Here is a 16,755-nt window from a genome sequence, read left to right on the forward strand (position 1 = left end):
GCTGCCCTACTATATGAGTCCTTTAAAACAGTTTGAGGTTTTTCCTCTAATTCGTCTCCCAGAATTTTTCGGCTGGGATATCAGTTTTACTAACTCCTCGTTGTATATGGTGCTTACAGTTGTATTCGCCTCCCTTTTCCTTTTTGCTGGTGTTTTCAGAGGTAAGGTGATACCAGGGCCAATGCAGTCTTTTGTTGAGGTAGTATGCGGTTTTGTATTGGAAATCATTAAGGGTAGTTGCGGAAAGGCCGGTGTAGACTATTTCCCTTTAATTCTATCAGTATTCTTATACGTGCTGTTTGCAAACCTTGTTGGAATGTTACCACTTCCTATGAGCTTCACAGTGACAAGCCATATAGTTGTGACACTTGCACTTGCAATGGTCGTCTTCATTTTTGTGACCCTCATTGGATTGAAAAAGCAAGGCATGGGTTTCTTTGCCATGTTTCTTCCTGATGGAACGCCTAATTGGATCGCTCCACTGATGGTATTTCTTGAGGTGTGTACCTATCTCTTTAGGCCAATTAGTCTTGCTATTCGGCTGACTGCGAATATGATCGCTGGTCACACAATACTTAAGGTCATTGCTGGGTTTGTATATCCAGTCTCTTTGTTGATAAGCCCTTTATCTTTTTTGTTTGTGGTGGTACTAATAGTGTTCGAGGTGTTCATAGCTATGTTGCAGGCATACATTTTTGTCATGTTGACCTGCGTCTATTTGAATGATTCACTGGTGAAACACTAACGTGGTTATTTTATAAGGGTATATGGAGTTAGAAGGTCTAAAATTTTTGGGAATTGGTCTCTCTGTTGTTGGTATGTTGGGAGCTGCTATAGGAGTGAGTAACATATTCTCCATGATGCTTAATGGCATCGCTAGAAACCCTGAGTCCGAAGAAAAATTGAAGAAGTACGTCTATGCGGGTGCTGCTTTGACGGAAGCGATGGGGCTTTTCTCATTCGTTTTGGCGTTGCTACTGATTTTTGTTGCGTAGATGCCTCAGTTTGACATATCTACCTATTTTGGGCAGGTATTTTGGTTTTCTGTCTCCTTCTTCTTTCTATACTGCTTTGTTAGGTTCGTCTTTGTTCCTAGGCTAAATGCTTTGCTGGATGTACGAGCTTCTGTATTAAGGGAGAATCGCAAATTAATAGCTGGGATGAAGAAGGATCTCGAGCGTTTGGAGAGTGTGTGGAATGCTGCTCTCTCGGATGCTCGCTTTGCTGCTGAAAATATTCTTCGTGACGCAGTTATCTCTGTTGAAAAATTAAGAGGTGGTGTTGCTGAGCGCTTAGCTGTTTTAAATAGTGAGTTAAGAAAGGAGAATGAGGTCCTGCTTGACGCCTTTTTTGCCCAGAAGTCGCTTGAGCTTGAAGAGTTGTTTGTGAAGTTGGTGGAAGACTACTATGTAGTAATCTATACTCCATTTGTGGTTGGTTCTAGCGATGTTCGTATCTCCTCTGTGCGTAAGAAGGCACTAGAGGATTTTAGCTGTCTTTATGAGAGATTAAGGGGATGTCGGTAGAAAGTATAGTCATAGGTTTTGCATTTTTTACTGCGTTTGGCGTCCTTGCTAAGCCTGTTGTTGGTGCGGTTATGCGCTCCCTTGCAGGTCACTCGGGTAAAATAATGGATGAGATATCCTCGGTTGAGGAAGAGCTTTTGAAAACCAAAAGTTTGCTTGCAACCGCAATGAAGCGCAATGGGTGTCTTAATGATGAAGTGGAGCGAATTATCACTGCTGCGAAAGCCCGTGCCGCAAAAATGTACGAAGAAGGTAGACACAAAACAGAAGAAGATTTGTCAGTTGCGGTTGGTAGGGTACGTGCTCGCATTGAAAGAGATAATAAGGATCTTATGATGAAGGTAAGGCTTTCAGTCTTGGATGGAGTATTCAGATGTTTAGCGGGTTTTGGCGGAAAATCACTTGAGAAAGCAGAGCATGAAGCGCTCGTGTTGCACATGGCCGAGAAGCTTTCCATAGATCTTTCTCCGCGCAATGAACAGTGAGATTCCTTTTGCAAAACTTTCCACAGTTGTTTTTGATGAAATAGTAGCGCTTGCTGAACGGTCTCACCTTTGCGATGAATATGATTGCAACGAGGGGATAGTTGAGTTATTTCTTCGCCAGGGTGTGTTCTTGATTGTTGGGAAAGAGGATCTTGGTGAGATATGGGTATCCAGCTTAGCTATAGGGGCTGAGCGCTTTTATCTAGATGATGGAGAGCGCTTTGTCAACAAAAATGGGGAAGAGATAGTTAGCTGGGTTAAGAAAATTCTTCAACTTTAGCGATTCTGATATGTCTGTGCTGGATATAACGTCGCTGTGCACTGTAGGGGTACAAGAGCGGTAGTAGCTCTGCGATTGCTGTTTTGCTGCAATTTAGCACATCTTAAATTTAGCAAGAGATCCTGGCAGACATAGAGAAAGAACAAATCAACTTTGGAAAAGGAAAGAAGTACTTACAAATCTGTATCTTCGAAGAAATCTTCTTCTAACAGCGTTGGACTTCTTTCTTTTAGCTTGATCATTGCCATGCAGGCATTTACAGCTGCAATTCCATAAGAAACAGATCTCTCGTTTGCTTGCTCCATGTTATTTGCTGTTATAACGCCGAAACCTATGGCAAGGTTATTCTTGATGGCGACATCCATAATCCCGCGACAGGCCGCGGACGAAACATAATCGAAATGTGGGGTACCGGATTTAACAATGCATCCTAAGAGGACGTAACCAGCAAAATCTTTAGAATGTAAAATGTTAAGTGCGGTAGGCAACTCAAATGCACCTGGTACATAAACTGACTTGTAAGCTCTTTCCTGTCGTTTAAGATGTTCGACTGCTGTTTTACATAACACCTTGCAGATGTCAGGGTTTACCTTACTGCAAATTATTAGGATCTTTTTTTGCATTGCAAAATTTAATACAGAAAGCCGTGTGATTCTAGCATCGGCCAGCTGTAAAGAAAAGTGAAGTAACTTACGATACCGATAGGGGAAAGTGACCTTGTAACAGAACAGGTAAGGATAACATGTTGATCAGTAACGTTAAAACTGAACTAAGGAAGGCTTTCTTGAGTTTCTGCCACAGCTTTAAACTTTTTAGTAAATAGGTATCTACCTATCATAAATTGTTGTACTAGCGAGAGAATGTTGTTGAACACCCAATAAAGAACCAAACCTGAAGGAAAGCTTGCGAACAATATCATGAAAACATACGGCATAGCTTTAATCATAAAAGCCTGTGTGCCGTCCTCATAGTGTGATGGGCTAAGCTTTTGTTGAATGACCATAGTTAACCCGAGTATTATAGGTAGTATTCCTATTGAAAGAAAATCGGGACAGTTCCAGTTAATTAAGCCAAATAGAGTAAACAAATTCGTGGGATCTGGAAGCGAGAGATCGGAAATCCATAGAAAGAACGGCGCCTGCCGCATTTCTATAGTTATAAAGATTACCTTATAGAGCGCAAAAAACACTGGGACTTGCAACAGAGTCGGTAAACAGCCGGACATCGGCGTGACTCTGTGCTTTCTAAACAACTCGACACTTGCTCTGTTTAGGGCATCCTTATCATTTTGATATATTGATTTGATTTTAAGGATTTCAGGTTGCAATTCCTTGATTTTAAACATCGAGATACCAGATTTAATTGATAGTGGCAACATCAGTACCCTAATGAAGAAAGTTAACAGTATGATTGCAACACCGAAATTCCCAACGAGGTGATAGAAAACCTGTAACAATTTTGAAATGGGTTTCGTTATAAAATACAAAACACCAAAATCTACGGCTCTATCAAAGAGGTAAATTCTCATGTTTTGTGCGTACTCTTCTAAGAGAGATAGCTTCTTGGGCCCTGCGAAGAGCATAGTTTCCTTTGTAATAAAGCCGCCGCCACGAACTATTTTCTGTGCGTTAAAATTCGTAATGCGGAAGATATCATCGCTTTTATCATCGACGTGACTGATGTACAATTTCCCGTCCGATGAATTCTCGAAAATCTGTGAGACAAACCAATACTTGTCTGAAAAGCCAAACCATCCATGTTGATTCTGCGCGTCCTCGTCAAATGCTATACTTTTGTTCTTTTTTGCTATCTTAGAGTACTTGAGCTCTATCAGCTGATCTTTTATTACTCCTACGGGTCCCTCATGCATTATAAGCATGCTTTTATTTGTTTCAGGAAGCCTCTTGGTGATTGTAAAGTGTGAGCCGACACTTAGATCGTTTTGCGACTTGTTCTCAACAATCTGCTTGAAGGTAAACATGTAATTATCGTCGACACTCACGACTACTTTAAAAAGCAGGCCAGACCTGTTGTCCCAAGAAAAAGTAACTGGGTTGCCAGGAGTCAAAAGTTCAGAATCAGCCTGCCATTTGGTTTTGGAAGAGGGAGTCCTAAGGCCAGCATCACCGGGTATTGTCCAGCCTGGATTAATGAAATATGCACCTTTTGTCTTGTTCGGATAAAGTAGGCGATACTGACCTTTTAGGTCATCAGATTTGTAATCTTTTAGGATCAGATCATCGAGAGCAAGGCCAGTTAACTGAATACTTCCTTCGAGCTTGCTGCTGCTAATTTTGATTCGTTCTGTACTCAGGGTGCTTTCCAAGGACTCATATACTTTGACACTTTCTCTTTTTGGGACTTCATGCAAACTCTCTCTTTGTGCGGGATTATAGAACACGAGGTTCCATCCGATGATCACGAGAAACGACAACAGAGTTGCTATAAAAACGTTGTATGTCTGCTGCATTAAGGACTTTGACGAATGATGTTCAAGTAGTGATGATAACACAAAAACACTCGACATCTAGAAACTTTCTCGCTATATAGTAGACTATTCCCGAGAGTGGGCTAGGAAAATAAGCCTGCTTGTATCCACGGCCACTTCCGTGGGACTTCTGTTGGTGTACGTGTTCGCATTGAGGGTTTTGATTTGTGTAGGTATATCGATGATTTCCTTCTTTCCTCTTGATCTTTAAACTGTTCTGTGCTCGGTGTTAGTCCTTAATGTCTGGTTTATTACTTTTGTTGCTTGCTTTATTACTTTTCTTGGCTCTCCTTTTGTCCTGTGTATTCTCAGGGGGTGAGACTGCTATAACAGTGGTGAACCCAGCTAAATTGATTCAGCTTAAGGGTAAGAACGACAGAAGAGTTGCGCTACTACTCGATCTACATAATGATAAGGAACGTGTCATCAGTACGATATTACTGTGTAACAATGTCGTAAACATATTAGCTTCGTCTATATCAGCTTTTCTTGTGATCAATTTTTTTGGAAGCATTGGGATACTGGTTTCCACTTGTGTTATGAGCGTCATAATAGTGATTCTTGGCGAGATATTTCCAAAGACTTACGCAATCAACCATCCTGAAACACTCGGAATGTATCTTGCACCGTTCATGGTCATTCTAGTTAAACTCTTTGGGTCACTTGTCAAGTACGTGAACCTAGTAGTAGGTGTTTTAGTGAAGTGGTTTGCTCCGTCGAGCGACTCAACTAAGGTTTTCTCTCCGTATGATGCTATTCGAGGTCTGATAATGTTGCACAAAAAATCGTATGTGCAGCAGAATACGCAAAAGAACTTAGAGGTCATAAATAACATGCTGGATCTCACTGAACTGCATGTGGATAAAATTATGACTCACCGTAAAGATGTCTACTCTTTAAACATAAACCTTCCAAAAGATGAGCTCATCCAGTTGGTGCTCGGAACGACGTACAGGTGGATACCTTTGTGGGAGGAAAGGGATGACAACTTTGTTAAGGTTCTTAATGCCGTCCAACTCAGAATTGCTTGTGCAAATGATCGGGACATTAACATGGAAGAGTACCTGACTGAACCTTCCTTCATTCCGGAAACAACCCTTGTGAGCGTTCAATTGCATAATTTCAAGGTGAACAAAGCGGATTTTTCAATTGTCATTGATGAATATGGCAACGCAATAGGAATAGTGACCTTCTTTGATATCATTGAAGAGATCATTGGGGAGGCAATTTATACCCACAATTACAAAGACATAAAAGACAGTGGAGATAACGGATACATAATAAACGGAAGGATTCCAATAAGGGATCTTAATAAAAAGATGGGTTTCAATTTTCCAACAGACCACAATCGCACCTTTGCTGGAATGATAATTGATGAGATAGAACGGATTCCGAATGAGGGTGAGGTGTTTGAAATGTTTGGTTGCACGCTTGAAATTCTCAAAACTAGGAATAATAAGCTCGTCTCTGTAAAAGTTAAAAGGATAAAAGAGGATACGGGTGATGAGGGTTTCCAAACAAGTGCGAGGTGAAAGGTTTTTGGTGTCGATGTATCCGTTCCATTGCCTTGGTTATGTGTGAAAATAGGTTTTGTGCGTGCTATAACTTTAACGCTGTTAGTAAAAGGATCTAGCAGAGGGCGCTGTGACTTTGAAGGGCTGGTGAATCGTAAGGGGGTTTATGGATAATCTTTGTGGAGTTCTGGAAGAGATTCTAAACAGGCATACGTATCTTGCGGATAGGTTGCGCTGTCCAGAAACTATACCTTCTCAGGAGTTTTCAAAGCTTTCTAAGGAGTATGCGGAGCTTAAGCCAAAAGTTGAATTAATTACTAGATATAAAAAATTGAAAGAAGAACAGGCTTACCTAGAACTGTTGGTAAAAAATCCACTAGAGGATCAGGAGATACGTGAAATAGGAAAGTCTGATCTGCAAGCAATCCAAGATGTTGTTCCAAAGCTCGAGTTTGAAATAAGGAGGATGTTGCTTCCAAAGGATAAAGACGATGCTTTAAACGTCATGCTGGAAGTAAGGGCTGGCACCGGCGGTGATGAAGCTGCACTTTTTGCAGCGAGTCTCTTCCATATGTATCAGAAATATGCAGAGCGTATGAAGTGGCGCTTTGAGATCATTAGTATTTCCCACAATGAGATAGGTGGATACAAAGAAGCCAATGCTAGTATAAGTGGATCTGAAGTTTTCGCAAAATTAAAATTCGAGTCTGGTGTGCATAGGGTTCAGCGCGTTCCAGAAACCGAAAGTGCCGGACGTATACATACTTCAACAGCCACTGTCGCTGTGCTGCCAGAACCTGAAGATGTAGATGTCAAAATCAACGATAAGGATCTACGTATCGATGTGTATCGGTCTAGTGGTCCTGGAGGACAGTCTGTCAACACAACTGACAGTGCAGTTCGTGTTACGCATATTCCAACTGGTATAGTAGTGATACAACAAGATGAGAAGTCCCAACACAAGAACCGTGCTAAGGCAATGAAGGTGCTCAAAGTAAGATTATATGAAATAGAGCGCAATAAAGTTCAACAAGAGATTTCATCAATGAGAAAGTCGCAGATTGGATCAGGTGAACGCTCTGAAAAAACTAGAACATATAATTTCCCCCAGGGCAGGATAACTGATCACAGGATCAATTTAACTACTTATAGGATTAATGAAACGGTGAAGGAAGGAGAACTGGAGCCAATCATTGAAGCCCTTATTAGGGAAAATGAAGCTCGTATGTTAGCTGGTGTAGAAGCAGGCTTAAGCGGAGATAAGTCTTGAGTGTTCTCAAAATCTGTTTTGTAATGGGTGTTATTCCAGCGAATGTAGTTTTTTGAACAGCTTTCAGGTGGATCTTTGTGATAGTTCGTTATGTACTAGGAAAAATGAGGAAGAAGAATGAGAAATAAGGGTTTCTTTCCTTCAGCAGCATACGTGACGATGAACTTTCTGTTTAATGTTTCTATTGTTATCTGGACTGCTTTGTATGGTTTGCTCGTGCTCCCGGCTCTTTTTTTGCCCCCAGAAGATGTAATAGAGGTGCGTAGGGTTTGGATCAGGGGGATTTTCGTTCTCCTGAGATTTTTTTTCAATATTGAGTTTGAGATAAGGGGCGGCGAAAATATACACCTACACAAACAGTTCATCGTTGCATCCAAACACCATTCTCCCTTAGATGTGATTTTGTTGGCTGACTTATTTAAAAAGCCGGTCTTTGTACTGAAAAGAAGTCTCATCTTCATTCCGATCTTTGGGCTGTATATGATTGCGACAAAAATGATTACGGTTTCCTATTCAGCAAAATCAAACGGTTTGGATGTGCTGAGAAAAATGGTTAGGCAAGCCAAAGTACTTTCTAAAAATAGGACGATAATTCTGTATCCGGAAGGAGGGAGAACTAAAATTGGGGAGGAAGTGGAATACAAAAGGGGTATACTGGCTCTTTATAAACACCTAAATCTTCCTGTGCTGCCAATTGCGTTAAATGTTGGTCAAATTTGGCCAGTTGGCTATTTTAGCAATAAACAAAATGGCAAGGCTGTGGTTCAAATATTGCCACCAATTATGCCAGGTTTAAAGGACGATGAGTTTCTGCAGGTTCTGCGAGATGCAATAGAAAGCAATACAAAACGCCTTTTAAACAGTGAGAATAAACATCTTCTAACACTACAAAAGAATTAAGTGAACAGGTTTCAGACGCATATTTGGTTATTTCTCTTTAGAGTCTTTTGTATTATCATCAATCTTTACCTTTCAGGAGCAAAGTAGTATACACTTAGCCATGAACAAACAGCAGTTTTACATTACCACCAATAAAGCGTCTGAGAGAAGGTTTTACTCAGAGGTTCCAGATTACAACGAGGAAGACTTCACTACAATTCTTGAGGAACGATTTTCGGACTCTCTGATAAAAGAGGGTGACATGGTTGAAGGTGTAGTTAAGTCTATAAGTCCGCACTTTGTTTTAGTAAATCTGGGTCTTAAGTCAGAGGGAAAAATTCCTGTTCAGCAGTTCCATGATTTAGGTACACTAGAGGTGGGTTCTAAGATTGTTGTGTATGTTGAAAAAACAGAGACTGGCAGTGGTAACCTTGTTTTAAGTTATACCAAAGCTCTGAAACAAAAAGTCTGGGACAGGCTTTATGAGATGTATCTCAGTGGGTCTGATGAAGATGTCATGGGAGTTATCCTATACACAATCAAAAGTGGTTGCATTGTTGAAGTTGAGGGGCTGAATGCGTTTTTACCAAATAGTCACCTAGACGTGAGACCAGTCTCTGATCCAGCAACTCTCGTGGGAGTGAAATTGAAGTTCAGGATTCTAAAAATGGATCCCAAAACAGGAAAGATTTTTGTTTCCAGGAAAAAAGCGCTTGGTGCAGTACATGAAGCTGCTCGTTCAGAGTACATTTCAACGATTAAAGAAGGTGACATCATTGATGGTCGTGTCAAGAGTATCGCAAGTTATGGCGTTTTTGTGCAAATACACGAGTCTGACAAAGTCGGCGTTGTTGATGGCCTTCTTTACGTAAACGATATTTCTTGGGCACGTGTTACTCACCCGTCTTCGATCTATTCTGTTGGGCAAGAGGTTCGGGTTAAGGTGATCGCTGTGGATCCAGAAAAGGGGCGTATATCGCTTGGCGTGAAGCAGCTTACGGAGAATCCGTGGAAGGATATTTCTAAGAAATATACTCCAGGGAACGTGTATCCTGGGGTTGTTACTTCTGTTGAGGATTATGGTATTTTCGTTAGGTTGGAAGAGGGTGTAGAAGGGTTGGTGCATAGCGGTGAAATATCTTGGACCAGGGAAAAGCCATTGTTCTTACCTAACAGCAAGGTGAACGTTATGCTTCTATCAGTTGATGAAGAGGGTCATAAAATTGCCCTTAGTGTGAAGCAATGTAGTGAGAACCCATGGAAGAAGTTCCTGGATGCGTATGGGCTCGGTGTTGTAGTGAAATGTAAGGTTGTCGAGATAACTGACTCTGGAATAGTGCTGACACTTCTTGATTCCGGATACTCTTATGTCAGAGGATATGTAAGGCTTGCGAACATTAGTTGGTCACAAAATCCTAGGAAGGAATTGAAGCGTTTTACTATCGGCGACGAAGTTGACGCGAAGCTAGTACATGTCAATCCCGAGCGTGGTCGCGTGATGTTTAACATCAAGTATGTTGAATATGATCCTTTTGAGGAATTCATCTCTAAGGTGAATGAAGGGGATATAATTAACGCAAAAGTAATACGAGTGGAGGATGATGGTATTTATATCGAAGTTAGAGAAGGTTTGGAGTTCTTCACAGCACAGTCTGATGTAAGTCGTCTTACTGTGGGGCAGTATCTTTCCTTTGTTGTGTGTAGTAAAGATCGTTATTCGGTTAAGCTTGAGATTATCACAGACGAGAAAGCTGCTGGAGCTCCTGCTGGAAAAGAAAGCTGAGGGGTGGTTGTTGGTGCATGAATTTTTTGGGTGATGCGTTTATCGAAAATTCTAGCCTGAGGAAGAGGTTGACTTTTTGGAAAGTGGTTACATTTATTGTGATTGGTGTCCTCTTGGTTGTTTCGGGTTCTTCTTTTCGTGGTGGCTTGTTCGACAGTTTTTCCGCTCCGTACATAGGTAGGGTGGTTTTTTCCGGGATTATAGATCAGGATCTTGTAAGAAATAGCCAGTTCGCTTCTTTTGCGGACAATCCTAAAATAAAGGCAGTAATCCTTCATGTAGACAGCGGAGGTGGGGGAGCTGCTGCTTCTGAAGCACTTTACAACGCTGTTAGGAGTGTGTCACTAGTCAAGCCGGTTGTGGTTGTAGCCAATGGAATGATGGCTTCTGGTGCATACATGGTAGCAATGGCTGCTGAACACATAGTTGCATACAATTCCAGCATTGTCGGTTCGATCGGTATGATACTACAAGCCCCGAATTTTCATGAGATCGGAAAGAAAGTTGGGATAAAAATGGACGTTGTTCGTTCTGGTAGGTTGAAAGCCTTCCCATCTATCTTAGAAGAATTTACCAAAGAGGCGCGTTCATCTATGGAGCATTCTATTAGTGTCGCTAACGAGCACTTTTTATCTATGGTACAGGAGCGCAGAAAGATTACAGATGCCCGTGTGATGTCCGAGATTGCGACAGGTAAGATTTTCACCGGCAAGGAAGCGCTTGAGTTTGCGCTCGTTGACGAGATAGGTGATGAGACGAATGCGGTAAGGTGGCTTAAGGAAATGGGAATTACGGGGAAAATACGTGATCTTGGGTTTGTTTCAGGTAGGGGTTTTCGTGTAGATAAGATTTCTCCATCTTCTTATCTTTCAGTTTTAAACGAGTTTTTCCGTTACTTATATTCTCCCGGGCTTCTTGCTGTTTTTCCAGGTACCTCCACTTAGATTGGGTTTTCCTTGCTTTCTACTTCCTGTTTTTCTGTTGAAATATTGTATTTTGTTGTTGCTACATTTCATTTGAGTCATGCCTAGGGGTATTTTGTGGTTCCATTTAAAAAAATCGGGTTTTCTGCTTTTTTTATCTTTTTTCATGGTTTTTGTATCTGGGTGTGCCTCCCTTGCTTTAGGAAAGGTTATTGGGCATTCCGTCCAGCTTTTTGCAGGAGAACAGGTACGTCATACTCTATCTCTTGGAGTTGTTCTGTTTGCAGTGTTTCTCTCTTTAACGGTTGCGCTTCGTAGTATTTTTTCCGGGTTGCTTGGAATGAAAGTGGTACAGGGTATGCTACTTGACTTATATGAAGCACTTTTAAGGGCCAAGATTGAAACCATTAAATGCAATTCTGCCCAGATTCCAATCATTCTCAGTTCTGATATGACATTTTTGCAGAATTTTTTTGGTTCTGCAGCGCCGGTTTTACTAAGGAATCTAATTACTTTTCTTGGGTCGCTTATTGCACTTTTTTATACAGAAAGGCAGCTTTTCATCTATCTCATTCTTGCCATTCCTGTTCTTCTAGTGCCGCTCTTATTGGTTGGTGCAAGAGCAAGGAAATTATCTTCTCTTTTCGCAGGCAAAACTGATAATTTTCATGCTGAGCTTAGAGAAAATATCGGTAATATTCAAATGATAAAGTCCTTTTTGAAAGAAACATTCTTTCTGGAAAGATTGCAGGATTTATCTAAGGGGTGTTCAAGTAGCTTTGTTCAGTATGTGATCATACGTTCTGTACTTATAGGTATCGTTGTGGCAACTGCCTTTTTAGGAACCGTATTTTTTATGGATTTTGGTTTAAGGTCTGTCTATGCAGGTGAAATAAACATTGCTACTCTCGCTGAGTTTGTTTTTTATGCATTATTTGGATCCAGTTCTATAGGGAGGGTCATGGAGCTTTATCCGGATCTGCGGCAGTTTTTGAATATACGCACCAGGGTTGAAAATTTATATAGCACGATTCTTGCCTCTAGTGAGGAAGAAGTTGGGAAGAAATTGAAGCGTTTTGAAAAGCTCGAATTTAAAGATGTCGGCTTTTCATACACTGTTGATGGCTCAGATGCTGTTTTTAAAGGACTTAATTTCACTGTAAATCGCGGGGAAAAAGTAGCCTTTGTAGGTGCTTCTGGAAAGGGAAAAAGCACAATTTTTTCTCTTATTTTGAGGTTTTATACCACTTTTAGTGGCAGCATACGGATCAATGACATTCCGGTTTCTGAATTGTCTCTTGCTTCGATCCGATCACTTTTTGCATGGGTTCCACAAGAGTTAAGCATAGTTTCTGGTAGTCTTATGGAAAATATTTGTATGCAAGCTTCGATAGAGCAGAAAGAGGAATCTCGCTATAAAAGTGTATGTATGGCCGCGAATATCCACCAATTACCTAAAGATACGCATATTACGGATCTTTCTAGGGGGCAAAGGCAGCGTATTAATATTGCTAGAGCGCTGTTTGCTGATAGGCAGGTAATTTTACTTGACGAAGCAACATCTTCTTTAGATACACAAAATGAAAAGGCGATAGAAGCTGTTATTTCTAATACGTCGCGTGATAAGACGGTTGTTATTATCGCGCATAGATTCTCCAGTATTAAGTGTGCGGATAAGATAATCGTTATAGAAAACGGAAAAGCAACCGCGGTGGGAACACATGATGAGCTGCTTGCTAGCAGCCCATTTTATAAGCAGATGGCAGAAGAGTAGGCTCACCTCAGGGTAAAAGGAAGGCCTTGCCTTGAGGGGTTCTTCTTATAGATACGACCCACGGCGTGAGCTATTGGCACGCGATGCAATCATCCGGTTCACCAACAGGAGAAGGAGTATCACTTTTATGTTTGTATTCCTGTGATATTTTATATGTACGCTGTATGGATTTTGACCGGCAATAGTACAGGCTTTTTAGGCCTTTTTTCCATCCGAGAAAGTGTAGATTACTCAGTTCTTTTTTGTGTATATTAGAGTGTAGAAAGAGATTTACCGACTGGGATTGGCATATGTAGGGTGTACGATCGGCGGCGAGTTCGATAATCCACCGTTGATCCATTTCATATGCTGTTCGAAAAACCATCTTTTCATTCTCATCGAGGAAGTCTAAGTGCTGTACAGAGCCCTCATTAGAAATAATGGAAGACCATACACAATCCGTATTCTTCCCCTTGCGTTCTAGAAGGGCAGCAAGATGCTTATTTTTGACAATAAAAGATCCACTTAAAGTTTTTTGTGTGAAAACATTTGCTGCGTATGGTTCAATACCTGGTGAAGTATTGCCCGCAATGATCGAGATGGATGCGGTCGGCGCAATAGCCATCTTATGGACAAACCGCTCCATCATATCGCAATCCACTGCATCTTTACAGGGACCCCTCTCTAGCGCCATTTCTTTCGAAATCTTATCTGCTTCGTGTTTGATTTTTTTAAAAATTTTCAAGTTAACACTTTTTGCAATTGCCGATTCAAACGGAATACTCCTACTTTGTAGGAAGGAGTGAAATCCCATCACACCCAAGCCTATACTTCTTTCCCGCATGGCAGAATATCTTGCCCTGTGCATACAATCAGGCGCTTTTCTAATAAAGTCCTCCAGCACGTTGTCCAAGAAATGCATCACGTCCCGTATGAATTGCTCATCATGCTCCCATTCATCAAATTTTTCTAAATTTAGGGAAGAAAGACAACAAATAGCAGTCCTATGATTATCGAGGTGATCTTTACCCGTTGTAAGTGTTATCTCGCTGCACAGATTTGACATTTTGACTTCGAGACCAAGGGTTTTATATACATCAGGCCTTAATTTCTGGACCGTGTCAATAAACAAAATATATGGCTCGCCAGTTTCGAGACGGGCTGTTAGTATTCTTATCCATATGCCTCTTGCTCCGACTGTTGCTATCACGGAACCATCCTTTGGACTGATAAGATCCCACTCTTTATCCTCGAGGACAGCTTTCATAAAGTCGTCATTTATAACGACTGCGTGATGTAAATTAAGTGCTTTTCTATTCGGATCACCACCTGTTGGTTTTCTAAGGTCTATAAATTCAACGATTTCCGGATGGTTTACTGGTAAGTAAACGGCTGAACTTCCACGCCTAAGTGAGCCCTGCGATATTGCAAGAGTTAATGCATTTTGTACAACAATAAATGGAATAATTCCCGAAGTCTTACCACTACATTTTACTTTCTCTCCTATTGAGCGTAAGTTACCCCAATAACTTCCGACCCCACCACCATGTGACGCGAGCCATACATTTTCATTCCAGAGTCCGACAATTCCCTCCAATGAGTCTTCTGTTTCATTGAGGAAGCATGAAACCGGGAGTCCACGACTTGTACCACCATTGCTGAGAATAGGTGTAGCAGGCATGAACCATAAGTTGCTCATATAGTCGTACAGTCTACATGCATGTTCCGGGTCATCGGAGTAATATTGAGCTACTCTTGCAAAAAGGCCCTGATAATCTTCGCCATTCTGTAAATACCTATCTTTGAGAACTGCCTTTCCGAAATCTGTAAGAAAAGAGTCCCTTGCATGCAGTGTACGGATTTTTTTCTCATCGTGGTCATGATGCTTCCAATGAGAAATGGCGGAAGGATCTAACATTTTAACTTCTTTGTTCATATGAGGTGATATCATTTCCCTAGACCAGTGCCGTGACGACGTACATGGCCATAAAGCCTATATATAGTGGAAAGATCAACAGATGCTACCATATTTATAATGGAAATCAATATCGGGTAAGCGTAAAAAATTAGTAGCGCGAGGATGTTTTTGTTATGTGAAGCGGTATAAATAATAAAATTGTTTATTTTATTTTTCGACAAAGATTAGCAACTTGAGCTTAAATAAGCAGTCTTTTGACGGGGAAATTGATTAATATGCTACGATAAAAGTTATCATTGAAGAAGAATAGTTATTACTGTTGACAACCTAATTGCTTATGACAGATAATGAAAGCCGTGCATTCTGTCGCGGAATGGAGCAGTTTGGTAGCTCGTCAGGCTCATAACCTGAAGGTCGCTGGTTCAAATCCAGCTTCCGCAACTTGTTTTTCTAGTAATTTTTTATTAGCTGTTTCTCTCTCCACCTTTTTTGGTGGCGGGATTGTTTCTGTTTTTGGCGTGGGTCTATGTATGATCAGCAAAATGTTTTCGCAAAGATATTGCGCCGTGAATTACCCTCTAGAGTCGTTTACGAAGATGATGAGGTTCTAGCCTTTTACGATGCGTTTCCTAGGGCTCCCGTGCATGTCCTTGTAATACCGAAAGGGCAGTTTGTTTCTTTTAGTGATTTTATAAGCACAGCGCCGGTTGAAGTTGCTTCTTTTTTTTCGAGGGTTGCTCATGTTATTGACCTTTTGGGTGTGAAAGAAGCCGGGTACAGACTTGTTACAAATCATGGCGAAGATGGCGGTCAAATAGTAAAACACTTTCATGTACATATTTTGGCTGGTAAGAAAATGTCTGATGTAGCTTAGCTACTCATGGTGTAGTCGCTCGAATTTTCTCGGTCTACATCTTTCATCTGGGTATTGCGTTAGGCGAATTTGTTAAGGAGATAAAGAGTCGGGTTTTGTTGGTGTTGTCCCAGTTTATTCCCAACAGTGTAATTTGTAATAGTTGGAATGATTTGAAAGCTCCAAGATCTGGTTTGCCGGGTGGTAAGCAAGTCTGGTTGCCGTATTTGCAAGGCTCATGTACAATCTCTTGACTTTCTTTTATTCTTATTACGCCTTTGAATATTCATAGGATGCTCAAAGTTGCTACCTGGAATGTCAATTCCATAAGGCAACGTGCCGAAGCTGTCTCAGCCCTTCTTGTTTCAGAGGATCTCGACGTGCTTCTTTTACAGGAGCTTAAGTGTCAGGAAAGTGATTTTCCGTTACACGTTTTTCACGATCTTTCCTATAACGTTATTTTAAAGTGTCAAAAGGGATATAACGGGGTTGCGATAGCGTCTAGATTGCCAATTACAAAGATCTCTGATGAGATTTATATGGATGGTGAAGCGCGATATGTAGAAGGAGTAATAAGTTTTTTTGATAAGTGTATAAGGTTAATAAGTGTATATGTACCGAATGCACAAGCAGCAGGCTCACCGCGCTTCGAATATAAAATGCAATTCCATGATGCACTTGCTAGAAGGATCCATTGTTACCTTCTAAATAATAATGACATTATTCTTTTAGGTGGTGACATGAATGCTGCACCAGAAGATATAGATGTGTATGATCATGTGAAGCTCGATGGATGTACTGGCTTCCATATTGAGGAGCGTAGTAAACTTAGGGAATTACTCAACCTTGGACTGTTTGATACATTTAGAATGAAATACCCAACTAAGCAGGAGTTTAGTTGGTGGGACTACAGAGGTGGTGGACTGCAGAGAAATGAAGGGATGAGGATAGACCACATTCTTGCTTCTGCTGAAGGTATGGATCATCTTTTAGATTGCTATATATTGAAAGAACTGCGTCACATAGCAAGGCCTTCTGATCATGTGCCAGTAGTGTGCGTTCTTAATGGATTCTGAGAAACGT

The 16,755-nt window shown here is 41.0% G+C and carries 16 protein-coding genes and 1 tRNA gene; 14 read left to right on the forward strand and 3 right to left on the reverse strand.

What is annotated here, in order from left to right; genetic code table 11:
• The first annotated feature begins 13 nt into the window (after positions 1-13).
• The 5 genes from NRI_RS01655 to NRI_RS01675 are packed head-to-tail and all read left to right on the forward strand — an operon-like array spanning position 14 to position 2,291.
• The gene (locus tag NRI_RS01655; RefSeq protein ID WP_015816259.1) at positions 14-745 is read left to right on the forward strand and encodes a F0F1 ATP synthase subunit A; all 732 of its coding nucleotides are present in this window, start codon (positions 14-16) and stop codon (positions 743-745) included.
• 22 nt (positions 746-767) lie between these two features.
• Positions 768-995, forward strand: a complete 228-nt coding sequence (locus tag NRI_RS01660) for a F0F1 ATP synthase subunit C (protein ID WP_011451790.1) — start codon at positions 768-770, stop codon at positions 993-995.
• Entirely contained in the window at positions 996-1,526 is a 531-nt protein-coding gene (locus NRI_RS01665; protein ID WP_015816261.1) for an ATP synthase subunit B family protein, read from the forward strand.
• Positions 1,517-2,011, forward strand: a complete 495-nt coding sequence (locus NRI_RS01670; RefSeq protein WP_015816212.1) for a F0F1 ATP synthase subunit B family protein — start codon at positions 1,517-1,519, stop codon at positions 2,009-2,011. Before NRI_RS01665 ends, NRI_RS01670 begins: the two co-directional genes overlap by 10 nt.
• The gene (locus NRI_RS01675) at positions 2,001-2,291 is read left to right on the forward strand and encodes a frataxin domain-containing protein (RefSeq protein ID WP_015816262.1); all 291 of its coding nucleotides are present in this window, start codon (positions 2,001-2,003) and stop codon (positions 2,289-2,291) included. Before NRI_RS01670 ends, NRI_RS01675 begins: the two co-directional genes overlap by 11 nt.
• Positions 2,292-2,464: 173 nt before the next feature.
• Here the strand turns inward: NRI_RS01675 and ribH are convergent, their stop codons facing one another.
• Both ribH and yidC read right to left on the reverse strand, forming a co-directional pair.
• Entirely contained in the window at positions 2,465-2,914 is a 450-nt protein-coding gene (gene ribH / locus NRI_RS01680; protein ID WP_015816213.1) for a 6,7-dimethyl-8-ribityllumazine synthase, read from the reverse strand.
• 146 nt (positions 2,915-3,060) lie between these two features.
• A complete protein-coding gene (gene yidC / locus NRI_RS01685) occupies positions 3,061-4,818 on the reverse strand; it encodes a membrane protein insertase YidC (RefSeq protein ID WP_015816263.1) in 1,758 nt (585 codons plus the stop codon).
• Between the two features lie 200 nt (positions 4,819-5,018).
• Here yidC and NRI_RS01690 point away from each other — a divergent pair, with 200 nt between their 5' ends.
• From NRI_RS01690 to NRI_RS01715, 6 genes are all read left to right on the forward strand, one after another.
• Positions 5,019-6,311, forward strand: a complete 1,293-nt coding sequence (locus NRI_RS01690) for an HlyC/CorC family transporter (RefSeq protein ID WP_015816214.1) — start codon at positions 5,019-5,021, stop codon at positions 6,309-6,311.
• A gap of 148 nt (positions 6,312-6,459) precedes the next feature.
• Positions 6,460-7,563, forward strand: coding sequence for a peptide chain release factor 1 (gene prfA / locus NRI_RS01695; protein WP_015816264.1), 1,104 nt, complete (start codon positions 6,460-6,462; stop codon positions 7,561-7,563).
• A gap of 117 nt (positions 7,564-7,680) precedes the next feature.
• Entirely contained in the window at positions 7,681-8,463 is a 783-nt protein-coding gene (locus NRI_RS01700) for a lysophospholipid acyltransferase family protein (RefSeq protein ID WP_015816215.1), read from the forward strand.
• 100 nt (positions 8,464-8,563) lie between these two features.
• The gene (locus tag NRI_RS01705; protein ID WP_015816265.1) at positions 8,564-10,225 is read left to right on the forward strand and encodes a S1 RNA-binding domain-containing protein; all 1,662 of its coding nucleotides are present in this window, start codon (positions 8,564-8,566) and stop codon (positions 10,223-10,225) included.
• A 17-nt stretch (positions 10,226-10,242) separates the two neighbouring features.
• Complete coding sequence (sppA, locus tag NRI_RS01710) at positions 10,243-11,169, forward strand: signal peptide peptidase SppA (RefSeq protein ID WP_015816216.1); 927 nt, start codon at positions 10,243-10,245, stop codon at positions 11,167-11,169.
• A 79-nt stretch (positions 11,170-11,248) separates the two neighbouring features.
• Entirely contained in the window at positions 11,249-12,922 is a 1,674-nt protein-coding gene (locus tag NRI_RS01715) for an ABC transporter ATP-binding protein (protein WP_015816266.1), read from the forward strand.
• Between the two features lie 70 nt (positions 12,923-12,992).
• Here the strand turns inward: NRI_RS01715 and NRI_RS01720 are convergent, their stop codons facing one another.
• The gene (locus NRI_RS01720; protein ID WP_015816217.1) at positions 12,993-14,819 is read right to left on the reverse strand and encodes a ribonucleoside-diphosphate reductase subunit alpha; all 1,827 of its coding nucleotides are present in this window, start codon (positions 14,817-14,819) and stop codon (positions 12,993-12,995) included.
• 367 nt (positions 14,820-15,186) lie between these two features.
• On the opposite strand from NRI_RS01720, the gene NRI_RS01725 reads away from it, so the two are divergent.
• The 3 genes from NRI_RS01725 to NRI_RS01735 all read left to right on the forward strand — a co-directional run bounded on the left by NRI_RS01725 (position 15,187) and on the right by NRI_RS01735 (position 16,748).
• Positions 15,187-15,260, forward strand: a tRNA-Met gene (locus NRI_RS01725).
• A gap of 85 nt (positions 15,261-15,345) precedes the next feature.
• Complete coding sequence (locus tag NRI_RS01730) at positions 15,346-15,693, forward strand: histidine triad nucleotide-binding protein (RefSeq protein WP_015816218.1); 348 nt, start codon at positions 15,346-15,348, stop codon at positions 15,691-15,693.
• Between the two features lie 257 nt (positions 15,694-15,950).
• Complete coding sequence (locus NRI_RS01735; RefSeq protein WP_148205714.1) at positions 15,951-16,748, forward strand: exodeoxyribonuclease III; 798 nt, start codon at positions 15,951-15,953, stop codon at positions 16,746-16,748.
• Positions 16,749-16,755 lie beyond the last annotated feature (7 nt).

This window comes from Neorickettsia risticii str. Illinois (assembly GCF_000022525.1).
Taxonomy (GTDB): Bacteria; Pseudomonadota; Alphaproteobacteria; order Rickettsiales; family Anaplasmataceae; genus Neorickettsia; species Neorickettsia risticii.

Bases quoted from the DNA above. Each gene is read 5' to 3' on its own strand.
- NRI_RS01655 (WP_015816259.1), top strand. From the start codon at position 14: ATGAGTCCTTTAAAACAGTTTGAGGTTTTTCCTCTAATTCGTCTCCCA.
- NRI_RS01660 (WP_011451790.1), top strand. From the start codon at position 768: ATGGAGTTAGAAGGTCTAAAATTTTTGGGAATTGGTCTCTCTGTTGTT.
- NRI_RS01665 (WP_015816261.1), top strand. From the start codon at position 996: ATGCCTCAGTTTGACATATCTACCTATTTTGGGCAGGTATTTTGGTTT.
- NRI_RS01670 (WP_015816212.1), top strand. From the start codon at position 1,517: ATGTCGGTAGAAAGTATAGTCATAGGTTTTGCATTTTTTACTGCGTTT.
- NRI_RS01675 (WP_015816262.1), top strand. From the start codon at position 2,001: ATGAACAGTGAGATTCCTTTTGCAAAACTTTCCACAGTTGTTTTTGAT.
- ribH (WP_015816213.1), bottom strand. From the start codon at position 2,914: ATGCAAAAAAAGATCCTAATAATTTGCAGTAAGGTAAACCCTGACATC.
- yidC (WP_015816263.1), bottom strand. From the start codon at position 4,818: ATGTCGAGTGTTTTTGTGTTATCATCACTACTTGAACATCATTCGTCA.
- NRI_RS01690 (WP_015816214.1), top strand. From the start codon at position 5,019: ATGTCTGGTTTATTACTTTTGTTGCTTGCTTTATTACTTTTCTTGGCT.
- prfA (WP_015816264.1), top strand. From the start codon at position 6,460: ATGGATAATCTTTGTGGAGTTCTGGAAGAGATTCTAAACAGGCATACG.
- NRI_RS01700 (WP_015816215.1), top strand. From the start codon at position 7,681: ATGAGAAATAAGGGTTTCTTTCCTTCAGCAGCATACGTGACGATGAAC.
- NRI_RS01705 (WP_015816265.1), top strand. From the start codon at position 8,564: ATGAACAAACAGCAGTTTTACATTACCACCAATAAAGCGTCTGAGAGA.
- sppA (WP_015816216.1), top strand. From the start codon at position 10,243: ATGAATTTTTTGGGTGATGCGTTTATCGAAAATTCTAGCCTGAGGAAG.
- NRI_RS01715 (WP_015816266.1), top strand. From the start codon at position 11,249: ATGCCTAGGGGTATTTTGTGGTTCCATTTAAAAAAATCGGGTTTTCTG.
- NRI_RS01720 (WP_015816217.1), bottom strand. From the start codon at position 14,819: ATGTTAGATCCTTCCGCCATTTCTCATTGGAAGCATCATGACCACGAT.
- NRI_RS01730 (WP_015816218.1), top strand. From the start codon at position 15,346: ATGTATGATCAGCAAAATGTTTTCGCAAAGATATTGCGCCGTGAATTA.